Annotated in this window: 9 protein-coding genes; 3 read left to right on the top strand and 6 right to left on the bottom strand. The window is 71.0% G+C overall.

The window, feature by feature from the left end; genetic code table 11:
- Positions 1 to 52: 52 nt before the first annotated feature.
- From ACF1GV_RS28545 to ACF1GV_RS28520, 6 genes are all read right to left on the bottom strand, one after another.
- Positions 53 to 1075: a LacI family DNA-binding transcriptional regulator gene (locus ACF1GV_RS28545; RefSeq protein ID WP_391686000.1), complete on the bottom strand. Its 1023-nt coding sequence runs from the start codon at positions 1073 to 1075 to the stop codon at positions 53 to 55.
- A gap of 52 nt (positions 1076 to 1127) precedes the next feature.
- Positions 1128 to 1448 (bottom strand): L-rhamnose mutarotase, encoded by a 321-nt coding sequence (locus ACF1GV_RS28540; RefSeq protein ID WP_391685998.1) that lies wholly within the window; start codon positions 1446 to 1448, stop codon positions 1128 to 1130.
- A 21-nt stretch (positions 1449 to 1469) separates the two neighbouring features.
- Positions 1470 to 2552 (bottom strand): rhamnose ABC transporter substrate-binding protein, encoded by a 1083-nt coding sequence (rhaS, locus tag ACF1GV_RS28535; RefSeq protein WP_391685996.1) that lies wholly within the window; start codon positions 2550 to 2552, stop codon positions 1470 to 1472.
- A gap of 99 nt (positions 2553 to 2651) precedes the next feature.
- Positions 2652 to 3638, bottom strand: coding sequence for an ABC transporter permease (locus ACF1GV_RS28530; RefSeq protein WP_391685994.1), 987 nt, complete (start codon positions 3636 to 3638; stop codon positions 2652 to 2654).
- A complete protein-coding gene (locus ACF1GV_RS28525) occupies positions 3631 to 4704 on the bottom strand; it encodes an ABC transporter permease (RefSeq protein WP_391685992.1) in 1074 nt (357 codons plus the stop codon). The genes ACF1GV_RS28530 and ACF1GV_RS28525 overlap by 8 nt, the downstream gene beginning before the upstream one ends.
- Positions 4705 to 4732: 28 nt before the next feature.
- Positions 4733 to 6250: a sugar ABC transporter ATP-binding protein gene (locus ACF1GV_RS28520; protein WP_391685990.1), complete on the bottom strand. Its 1518-nt coding sequence runs from the start codon at positions 6248 to 6250 to the stop codon at positions 4733 to 4735.
- A gap of 289 nt (positions 6251 to 6539) precedes the next feature.
- On the opposite strand from ACF1GV_RS28520, the gene rhaI reads away from it, so the two are divergent.
- The 3 genes from rhaI (at position 6540) to ACF1GV_RS28505 (ending at position 11294) form a co-directional block, all read left to right on the top strand.
- Positions 6540 to 7700, top strand: a complete 1161-nt coding sequence (gene rhaI / locus ACF1GV_RS28515) for an L-rhamnose isomerase (protein ID WP_391685988.1) — start codon at positions 6540 to 6542, stop codon at positions 7698 to 7700.
- A gap of 109 nt (positions 7701 to 7809) precedes the next feature.
- A complete protein-coding gene (locus ACF1GV_RS28510; protein WP_391685986.1) occupies positions 7810 to 9849 on the top strand; it encodes a bifunctional aldolase/short-chain dehydrogenase in 2040 nt (679 codons plus the stop codon).
- Positions 9846 to 11294 carry a rhamnulokinase family protein gene (locus tag ACF1GV_RS28505; RefSeq protein WP_391685984.1) on the top strand — a complete coding sequence of 483 codons (1449 nt, stop codon included), beginning with the start codon at positions 9846 to 9848 and terminating at the stop codon, positions 11292 to 11294. Before ACF1GV_RS28510 ends, ACF1GV_RS28505 begins: the two co-directional genes overlap by 4 nt.
- Positions 11295 to 11324: the final 30 nt, after the last annotated feature.

The raw sequence follows: 11324 nt of genomic DNA, 5'->3' as shown, positions 1-11324 counted from the left end.
CGCGCCCCGCCGGGGCAACTGAACGTCGGTTCACCCGTCGCTGACCGGTGGGTCAGCGTCCCGGCAGGCTGGAGCGGCGCACCACCAGCTCCGGCTGGAGGACCACCCGGCGGTGCTCGTGCGGCTGCTTGCCCCGCTCCTCGGTCTCCTCCAGCAGCAGCTCGGCGGCCAGGGCGCCGATGGTGACGGCGGGCTGGCGCACCGAGGTGAGCGGGACGGCCGCGGCGGCGGCGAACTCGATGTCGTCGTAGCCGACGATCGCGAGGTCGTCGGGGACGCCGACTCCGGCGGCGTACATGGCCTGGAGCACGCCGAGGGCGAGCAGGTCGTTGGCGCAGAAGACGGCCGTGGGCCGCTCGGCGAGGCCGAGCAGGCGGGCGCCGGCGTCCCGGCCGGCGGCGACGTCGAGCCGCTCGGTGGGGATCTCGCGCAGCGCCTCCGGGCCGAGCCCGGCCTCGGCGAGGGCGTTGAGGGCGCCGGTGCGGCGGTCACGGACCTGGTTGAGTCCGGACGGACCGCTGACGTACGCGATCGAGCGGTGGCCGGCGTCCACCAGGTGCCGCACCGCCAGGGCGCCGCCGGCGACGTCGTCGACGGACACCGAGCACTCGGCGGCACCCTCGGCGACCCGGTCGACCAGCACGAACGGGATGCCGTGCCGGCGGAAGGCACCGATGTTGCGGCCGGAGGCGTCGGTGGGGGTGAGCAGCACGCCCCGCACGCGCTGCTCGGCGAAGAGGGAGAGGTACTCGGCCTCCTCGCCCGCGCTCTGGGCGCTGTTGCAGACCATCACGCCGAGCCCTGCCTCGCGCGCGGCCCGCTCGGCGCCGCGCGCGACGTCCACGAAGAACGGGTTGCCCATGTCCAGCACCAGCAGGCCCATGATCCGGCTGCGGCCCGCGCGCAGCTGGCGCGCCGACTCGCTGCGGACGTAGCCGAGCCGGTCGATCGCGGACAGCACCCGCGCCCGGGTCTCACTGGCGACCGTGTCGGGCCGGTTGATCACGTTCGACACCGTGCCGACGGAGACTCCGGCGGCACGGGCGACGTCCTTGATACCCACCGACTGGGCCATCGGGCAGGGACCTCCTGAGGTTCTGGAGCGGCGGGGAGAGCTTCACATTACGTCACGCCAGGTGGAAGACCTCGGTGAGCGGTTTCATCGCCTCGTCGGGGCGGGCGCCGTCGAGGGACTCGAAGAAGGGCCCCATCTCGGCCTGCCACCGGGCGTTGACCTCGGTGGCCTCCATCCCGGCCTTGGCGGCCTCGAAGTCCTCCGTCTCCAGATAGCCGACCAGCAGGCCGTCGTCGCGCAGGAAGAGCGAGTAGTTGTGCCAGCCGGTGGCCGTCAGCGCCTCGCGCATCTCCGGCCACACGGCGGCATGCCGTTCCCGGTACTCGGCCACGCGGTCCTCGCGGACCTTCAGCAGGAAGCACACGCGCTGCATGGGACGGGCCCCCCTCGTGGGTCAGAAGTTGAACTGATCGATGTTCTTGGCGTCGAACACGGTCGGCTTGCCGAGGCTGATCACGCCGTCCTTGCCGATGGTGTACGTCGTCGAGCCGGCCTTGTACGTCTCGCCCTCCTTGCCGGTGATCTGCCCGGAGGACAGCGCGACGGCGGTACGGGCGGCGAGGTCGCCGAGCTGGGCCGGGTCCCACAGCTCGAACGCCTCGACGGCGCCGTTCTTGACGTACTTGCGCATGTCGTTGGGGGTGCCGAGGCCGGTCAGCTTGACCTTGCCCTTGTACTTGGAGCCGGACAGGTACTGGGCGGCCGCCTTGATGCCGACGGTGGTCGGGGAGATGATCCCCTTCAGGTTGGGGTGCTCCTGGAGCAGGCCCTGGGTCTGCTGGAAGGACTGCTGCGGGTCGTCGTTGCCGTAGGCGATCTTGACCAGCTTGACGTCCTTGTACTTGGGGTCCTTCAGCTCGTCCTTCATGAAGCCGATCCAGGTGTTCTGGTTCGTCGCGGTCTGCGCGGCGGACAGGATCGCGATCTCGCCCTTGTAGCCGATCTGCCGGGCGAGGAGCTGCACCTCGGTGCGGCCGAGGTCCTCGGCGGAGGCCTGCGAGACGAAGGCGTTGCGGCAGTCGGTCTTGGTGTCGGAGTCGTAGGTGACGACCTTGATGCCGTTGCTCATGGCCTGCTTCAGCGCGGTGCACAGGGCACCGGGGTCCTGCGCGGAGACGGCCATCGCGTTCACCTGCTGCTGGGTGAGGGTGTTGACGTAGGAGACCTGGCCGGCGGTGTCGGTGGCGCTGGACGGGCCGACCTCCTTGTACTTGCTGCCCAGCTCGGTGAGCGCCTTCTGGCCTCCCTTGTCGGCGGTGGTGAAGTAGGGGTTGTTGACCTGCTTGGGCAGGAAGCCGACGGTCAGCCCCTTCTTGGTGGCGGCGTTCGGGTCGGCCTTGCCGGCGGCGGCACCGGAGCCGGAGCCCTGGTCCTGAACGTCGTTCTTGGTGGTGCCGCCGCAGGCGGTGAGGGCGAGGGCGAGGGAGGTCCCGGCGGCGAGGGCGGCACAGGCACGGCGGAGGGAAGACTTACGCATGGCGGGGAGTCCTTAGATACGAAGGTGAGCTGGACGCGCCCCAAAGAGGCGCGGGAAGCTGCGCGACCAGCCACAGACGGCCCGCAGCTTCGGGACGACCTAGCCGGCGGAGCGAGGCGCGGAGCGCACCGCGCGGGCGACGACGATCTGACGGGCGACGCGCGGCCCGAGCACGGACACCACGAGCAACACACCCGTGACGACGATCTGCGACTGGGCGGAGACGTTCAGCAGACTCATCACGTTCTGCAACGCACCCAGCAGGAACACCCCGGCGATCGCGCCGCCCAGCGTGCCCTTGCCGCCGTCGAAGTCGATACCGCCGAGCAACACGGCCGCGACGACGGAGAGTTCGAGTCCCGTGGCGTTGTCGTAGCGGGCGCTGGCGTAGTGCAGGGCCCAGAAGATGCCGGTCAGCGAGGCCATGAAACCGGTCGCGACGAACAGCAGGAGCTTGGACCGCTTGACGCGGATGCCCGCGAACCGTGCCGCCTCCTCACTCGCCCCGATCGCGAACAGCGACCGGCCGAACGGGGTGGCGTGCAGCACGACGACGGCGATGACGAGCAGCGCGAGGAAGGGCAGGAACGCCCGCGGCAGGAAGCTGTCACCGACGCGCCCGGCGGCGAAGTCCAGGTACCCGGAGGGGAAGTCGGTGACCGCGTTCGAGCCGAGCACGATCTGCGCGATGCCCCGGTACAGGGCGAGCGTGCCGATGGTGACGGCGAGCGAGGGCAGGCCCAGCCGGGTCACGAGCAGGCCGTTGACCAGGCCGCAGACCACGCCGAGCAGCAGGCACAGCGGGATGATCGTCTCGATGGCCATGCCCTCGTTCCACAGCCGGCCCATCACCGCGCCGGACAGCCCGGCGGTGGAGGCGACGGACAGGTCGATCTCACCCGAGACGACGAGCAGGGTCATCGGCAGGGCGATGAGGGCGATCGGCAGGGTGTTGCCGATGAGGAAGGACAGGTTCAGCGCGTTGCCGAAGCCGTCCACGAGGGAGAACGACAGCAGGAGCAGGACGATCAGCAGGGCACCGACCACCGTGTCCCAGCGGACGGCACGGGTCAGGGACTCAGACATGTCGGGTGTCCCCCTTCTGCGGGAGCGGCTTCACATGGGCCGGCTTCTTCTTCAGGGCGGCGGCCACCCGCAGGGCGACGACCCGGTCGACCGCGATGGCGAGCAGCAGCAGCGCGCCGTTGATGGCGAGCACCCACACGCTGCTGACGCCGAGCGCGGGCAGCACGCTGTTGACGGAGGTCAGCAGCAGCGCGCCGAGGGCGGCGCCGTAGACGCTGCCGGAGCCGCCGGTGAAGACGACGCCGCCGACCACCACCGCGCTGACGACGGTGAGTTCGAAGCCGCTGCCGGTGCCGGAGTCGACGTTGCCGAACCGTGCGAGGTACAGGGCGCCGGCGAGGCCCGCGAGCGCGCCGCAGAAGGTGTACGCGGCGAGGATGCGCTTGCGCACGGGGATGCCGGCGAGCCGCGCCGCCTCGGGGTTGGAGCCGAGCGCGTACAACTCGCGTCCGCTGCCGTAGTGCTTGAGGTAGTACGCCGTGGCGACGAGCACCACGAGGGCGATCAGGGCCAGGTAGGGGACCGCGGAGAAGCCGCCGGAGCCGAAGTCGACGAAGGAGCCGGGCAGGTCGGCCGCGGTGATCTGGCGGGAGCCGACCCAGATCGAGTCGATGCCGCGGATGATGTAGAGGGTGCCGAGGGTGACGACGAGGGCGGGCACCTGGCCGAGGCTGACGAGCAGGCCGTTGAGCAGCCCGAAGCCGATGCCGAGCAGGACGGCGAGGACGATCGCCACGACGGGGTTGCCGCCGCCCTGGAGGTAGGTGCCTGCGGCGAAGGCGCTGATGCCGAGGATGGAGCCTACGGACAGGTCGACGTTGCGGGTGATGACGACGAGGGACTGGCCGGTGGCGACCAGTACCAGGATCGTCGCGTTCAGCAGCAGGTCCTTGATGCCCTGTTCGGACAGGAACTGGCTGTTGCCGGCCTGGGTGACGGCGATCATCACCAGGAAGACGACCAGGATGGCGAGTTCGCGCATCTTGAAGACGCGGTCGACGAGGCGGGTGCCGCCGGACTTGGGCACGTCGGCGACGGGAGCGTGGTCGGGAGCGGTCACGGTCATGCGGCCCTCCTGACGGGAGCGGTGGGCGTCATGCGGCGGCCCTCCCGGTGGCGGCGGCCATCACGGTTTCCTCGGTGGCTTCGGAGCGGGGGATCTCGGCGGTCAGCCGGCCCTCGTGCATCACGAGCACGCGGTCGGCCATGCCGAGGATCTCGGGCAGGTCGGAGGAGATCATCAGAACGGCGACCCCGTCGGCGGCGAGCTGGGACAGCAGCCGGTGCACCTCGGCCTTGGTGCCGACGTCGATACCGCGGGTCGGCTCGTCGACGATGAGCACCCGGGGGCTGGTGGCCAGCCACTTGGCGAGGACGACCTTCTGCTGGTTGCCGCCGGAGAGCGTGGAGACGGCGTCCGCGATCCGGGCGTACTTCACCCGGAGCCTGACCGCCCAGTCCAGGGAGCGGCTGCGTTCGGCGCCGCGGTCCATGAGGCCGGCCTTCACGGTCGTGCGCAGACCGGTGAGGCCGATGTTGCGCTCGATGGACATGTCCATCACCAGGCCCTGGGCCCGCCGGTCCTCGGGCACGAGCGCGAGTCCGGCGGCCATCGCGCTCGACGGCGCCCCGTTGACCAGACGCTTTCCGTGCACGGAAACCTCGCCGGCGTCCCGGCGGTCGATGCCGAAGACGGCCCGGGCGACCTCGGTGCGGCCCGCGCCGACCAGTCCGGCGAGGCCGACGATCTCGCCGCTGCGCACCTCGAAGGAGACGTCGGTGAACACTCCTTCCCGGGTCAACCGACGCACGCTCAGGGCGACTTCGCCAGGGCGGACGTCCTGCTTGGGGTACAGCTCGTCGAGGTCGCGGCCGACCATGCGGCGCACCAGGTCGTCCTCGGTCATGCCGTCCAGCGGTTCGCCGGCGATCCAGGCGCCGTCGCGCAGGGTGGTGACCTTCCGGCAGATCTGGAAGATCTCCTCCAGCCGGTGCGAGATGAACAGCACCGCTGCGCCCTGCTCGCTCAGGGTGCGCACGACGCCGAAGAGGCGGGCCACTTCGCTGCCGGTGAGGGCGGCGGTCGGCTCGTCCATGATCAGTACGCGGGCGTCGAAGGAGAGCGCCTTGGCGATCTCGACGATCTGCTGGTCGGCGATGGACAGGCCGCGCGCCGGGCGGTCGGGGTCGAGGTCGACGCCGAGGCGCTGCATCAGGGCGAGCGTGGCGGCGTGGGTGGCCTTGTGGTCGATGCGTCCGAGGGCCTTCTTCGGCCGGCGGCCCATGAAGATGTTCTCGGCGATCGACAGGTCCGGGAAGAGCGTCGGCTCCTGGTAGATCACGGCGATCCCCGCGTCGCGGGCGTCGCCGGGACCGTGGAAGGCGACGGGACGGCCGTCGAGCAGCACCTGGCCGGCGTCCGGCCGGTGCACCCCGGCGAGCGTCTTGATCAGGGTCGACTTTCCGGCGCCGTTCTCACCGGCGAGGGCGTGCACCTCGCCGGGGAACAGCTCCAGGCGGACGTCCCGCAGGGCCCGTACGGCGCCGAAGGACTTGGAGACGTCCTTGAGCGCCAGCACCGGGACCGGCCCCGAGTCGGACGGGTGGGTCATGAGGGCTCCTCGACGACGCCGGCGGGTCGGACCTCCGCAGCGCCATGAAAGGTTTCAACTGGATTGCCGGGACCGTAGGCAGCGTCACTCGTCTGCGTCAATGGGTTCGTATCGAAAAACTTTCGACGCCAGAAGGTCACGCCCAGATTACGGCGAAGAGTGCTCGGCCGGGGTCTTGACACGCTTCCGGGGGGCTCATAGCTTCGCTTTCTGAATCGTTTCACCGACGCCGTTCCTCGATGCCCCCGCATCGATCCCACGTTTCTCCGATGCCACCAGGAGTCCGGAAGTGACCGACCTCGCCGCGGTGAAGGCCGCGCTCAAGACCCAGGCCGTCGAGACGCCGTCATGGGCGTACGGGAACTCCGGCACCCGCTTCAAGGTGTTCGCCCAGGCGGGCGTACCCCGTGACCCGTACGAGAAGCTCGACGACGCGGCCCAGGTGCACGCCGTCACCGGCGTCGCGCCGACCGTGGCGCTGCACATCCCCTGGGACAAGGTCGACGACTACGCGGCGCTGGCCAAGCACGCGGAGGAGCGCGGGCTGAAGCTCGGCGCCATCAACTCCAACACCTTCCAGGACGACGACTACAAGCTCGGCAGCATCTGCCACCCGGACGCGGCGGTGCGCCGGAAGGCCGTCGATCATCTGCTGGAGTGCGTCGACATCATGGACGCGACGGGCTCCGCCGATCTGAAGCTGTGGTTCGCGGACGGGACGAACTATCCGGGGCAGGACGACATCCGTGCCCGGCAGGACCGGCTGGCCGAGGGGCTCGCGCAGGTGTACGAGCGGCTGGGTGAGGGGCAGCGGATGCTGCTGGAGTACAAGCTGTTCGAGCCGGCGTTCTACACGACCGATGTGCCGGACTGGGGGACGGCGTACGCGCACTGTCTGCGGCTGGGCGAGAAGGCACAGGTCGTCGTGGACACGGGACACCACGCGCCGGGGACCAACATCGAGTTCATCGTCGCCACGCTGCTGCGGGAGGGGAAGCTCGGCGGGTTCGACTTCAACTCGCGGTTCTACGCGGACGACGACCTGATGGTGGGGGCGGCCGATCCGTTCCAGCTGTTCCGGATCATGTACGAGGTCGTGCGCTGGGGTGGGCTCACCTCCGAGGTGGCGTTCATGCTCGACCAGTGCCACAACATCGAGGCGAAGATCCCGGCGATCATCCGTTCGGTGATGAACGTGCAGGAGGCCACGGCGAAGGCGCTGCTCGTCGACCGCGTCGCTCTGGCCGGCGCTCAGGCCTCGGGGGACGTGCTGGGCGCCAACGCCGTGCTGATGGACGCGTTCAACACGGATGTGCGGCCGTTGCTGCGTCAGGTGCGGGAGGAGACGGGGCTGGATCCCGATCCCCTGGCGGCGTATGCGCGGTCCGGGTGGGCCGAGAAGATCGTGGCAGAGCGGGTGGGTGGGGAGCAGGCCGGGTGGGGGGCGTGACGCGTCTGCCGGGTTCTTGTTCGTTGCGGGGTGCGGGGCCGCTGTGGCCGGTCGCGCAGTTCCCCGCGCCCCTTCTTCACTCCCCCTCTTCGAAAAGGAACTGAACGTCATGGCTGTCCATCCCGAAGCCGCCGCTCTCCTCGCCCGTTCGCATCGGCTCGGCTCCGATCCCCGGAACACCAACTACGCCGGCGGCAACGCCTCCGCCAAAGGCACTGCCACCGATCCCGTCACGGGCGGGGACGTCGAGCTGATGTGGGTGAAGGGGTCGGGAGGCGACCTCGGCACGCTCACCGAGAGCGGGCTCGCCGTGTTGCGGCTCGATCGGTTGCGGGCGCTCGTCGGGGTGTATCCCGGTGTGGAGCGTGAGGACGAGATGGTCGCCGCGTTCGACTACTGCCTGCACGGCAAGGGCGGGGCCGCGCCGTCCATCGACACCGCGATGCACGGGCTCGTCGACGCCCCGCACGTCGATCATCTGCACCCGGACTCCGGCATCGCGCTGGCGTGTGCCGCCGACGGGGAGAAGCTGACCGCCGAGTGTTTCGGCGACACCGTGGTGTGGGTGCCGTGGCGGCGCCCCGGGTTCCAGCTGGGGCTGGACATCGCCGCGATCAAGGAGGCCCACCCGCAGGCCATCGGCTGCATTCTCGGCGGGCACGGAATCACCGCCTGGGGTGACACCTCCGAGGAGTGCGAGCGCAACTCGCTGCACATCATCCGTACCGCGGAGAAGTTCCTCGCCGAGCGGGGCAGGGCCGAGCCGTTCGGCCCCGTGATCGAGGGGTACGAGGCGCTGCCCGAGGGCGAGCGGCGGGAGCGGGCGGTGGCGCTGGCGCCGTACGTGCGCGCAGTCGCCTCGCAGGACCGGGCGCAGGTCGGGCACTTCGACGACTCCGACGCGGTCCTCGACTTCCTGGCGCGGGCCGAGCATCCACGGCTGGCCGCGCTGGGCACCTCGTGCCCGGACCACTTCCTGCGGACCAAGGTGCGGCCGCTGGTGCTGGATCTGCCCCCGACCGCACCGCTGGAGGAGGCGGTCGCGCGGCTGAAGGAACTGCACGCCGCCTACCGTGAGGAATACGCCGCCTACTACCAGCGGCACGCGACCACCGACTCCCCCGCGATGCGTGGCGCCGACCCGGCGATCGTGCTGGTTCCGGGCGTGGGCATGTTCTCCTTCGGCAAGGACAAGCAGACCGCGCGGGTGGCCGGCGAGTTCTACGTCAACGCCATCAACGTGATGCGGGGGGCCGAGGCCGTCTCGGCGTACGCGCCGATCGAGGAGTCCGAGAAGTTCCGTATCGAGTACTGGGCGCTGGAGGAGGCCAAGCTGCGGCGGATGCCGGAGCCCAAGCCGCTGGCGACGCGGGTGGCGCTGGTGACGGGCGCGGGCAGCGGCATCGGGAAGGCGATCGCCCACCGGCTGGTGGCCGAGGGCGCGTGTGTCGTCGTCGCCGATCTCGACGGTGGGAACGCCGCCAAGGTCGCCGAGGAGCTGGGCGGGCCGGACCGGGCCGTCGCGGTGACCGTGGACGTGACGGACGAGGAGCAGATCGCCGCCTCGTTCCGTGAGGCCGTCCTCGCCTTCGGCGGGGTGGACCTGGTGGTGAACAACGCCGGGATCTCCATCTCCAAGCCGCTGCTGGAGACATCCGCGAAGGACTGGGACCTGCAGCACGACATCATGGCCCGCGGTTCCTTCCTCGTCTCGCGGGAGGCGGCCCGGGTGATGATCGCCCAGGAACTCGGTGGTGACATCGTCTACATCGCGTCCAAGAACGCCGTCTTCGCCGGGCCGAACAACATCGCCTACTCGGCCACCAAGGCCGACCAGGCTCATCAAGTGCGGCTTCTGGCTGCCGAGTTGGGCGAGCACGGGATCCGTGTCAACGGCGTCAACCCGGACGGTGTGGTGCGCGGCTCCGGCATCTTCGCGGGCGGCTGGGGAGCCCAGCGGGCGGCGGTGTACGGGGTGGAGGAGGAGAAGCTGGGCGAGTTCTACGCGCAGCGGACCATCCTGAAGCGGGAGGTGCTGCCCGAGCACGTCGCGAACGCCGTCTTCGCGCTCACCGGCGGCGACCTGACCCACACCACCGGCCTGCACATCCCGGTCGACGCCGGCGTCGCCGCCGCCTTCCTGCGATGAGCGGACGCGTGAAGACGTACGCCGCGGTCGACCTCGGCGCCTCCAGCGGGCGCGTCATGACCGGACGGGTCGGCCCGGACTCGCTGGAGCTGACCGAGGCGCACCGCTTCCCCAACCGGCCCGTGCGCACGCCGGAGGGGCTGCGCTGGGACATCCTGGCGCTGTACGCCGGGGTGCTGGACGGGCTGCGGGCGGCCGGTCGGGTGGACTCCGTCGGCATCGACAGCTGGGCCGTCGACCACGGCCTGCTGGATGCCGACGGGGCGCTGCTCGGCAACCCGGTGCACTACCGCGACCAGCGCACCGAGGGCGTCGCGGAGAAGGTGTGGGCGACCGTCCCGGCGGCCGAGCTGTACGCGGCGACCGGCATCCAGTACGCGCCCTTCAACACGCTCTACCAGCTGACGGCCGCCGCCGGTACCGCTCAGTTCGCGCTCGCCAGGCGGCTGTTGCTGATTCCCGATCTGCTGACGTACTGGCTGACCGGGGAGCAGGGCACCGAGCTGACCAACGCCTCCACCACCCAGCTGATCGATCCCCGGACGCGCTCATGGGCGTACGGGATCGCCGACCGGCTCGGGATCGACCTCGGGCTGTTCGCGCCGCTGCGGGAGCCCGGTGATCCGGCGGGCGTCCTGCGGGACCGGGTGCTGCGGGAGACGGGGCTCACCGGGCCGGTCCCGGTGACGGCGGTCGGCTCGCACGACACGGCGTCGGCGGTGGCCGCGGTGCCGGCGACGGGCGAGCGGTTCGCCTACATCTGCACCGGCACCTGGTCGCTGGCCGGTCTGGAGCTGACCGCGCCGGTGCTGACCGAGGAGAGCCGGGCCGCCAACTTCACCAATGAGCTGGGCCTGGACGGCACGGTCCGCTGTCTGCGCAACATCATGGGGCTGTGGCTGCTCCAGGAGTGCCAGCGGGCCTGGGGCGAACAGGACTTGGGCGCGCTGCTGCGGGAGGCGGCCGCGGCGCCGGCGCTGCGGTCGGTGGTCGACGCCGGGGACACGGCGTTCCTGGCGCCCGGCCGGATGCCGGAGCGGATCGCCGAGGCGTGCCGGGCGTCCGGTCAGCCGGTGCCCGGCACGCCGGGTGAGATCACCCGCTGCATCCTGGACTCCCTGGCGCTCGCCCACCGGCGGGCGGTCCAGGACGCGCAGCGGCTCGCCGGGCATCCGGTGGACGTGGTGTACGTGGTCGGCGGCGGCACCCGCAACGCGCTGCTGTGCCAGCTCACCGCCGACGCCTGCGGGCTGCCGGTGGTGGCGGGGCCGACGGAGGCGGCCGCACTCGGCAACGTGCTGGTGCAGGCCCGCGCGCACGGACTCGTCGGCGACCTGACCGACATGCGGCGCCTGCTGGTGCGCACCCAGCCGCTCACGCGGTACGAGCCGCGCGGCGACACGGGGCGGTGGCGGGCGGCCGAGGCCCGGCTCGCCGCACGGTGAGCCGGGTCTCCCCCGGTCCCCGGGGCGCCG

This window comes from Streptomyces sp. NPDC014006, from assembly GCF_043088925.1.
GTDB lineage: Bacteria > Actinomycetota > Actinomycetes > Streptomycetales > Streptomycetaceae > Streptomyces.
The sequence above is the reverse complement of the archived record's forward strand: the minus strand, read 5'-3'. Positions and strand labels throughout refer to the sequence as shown.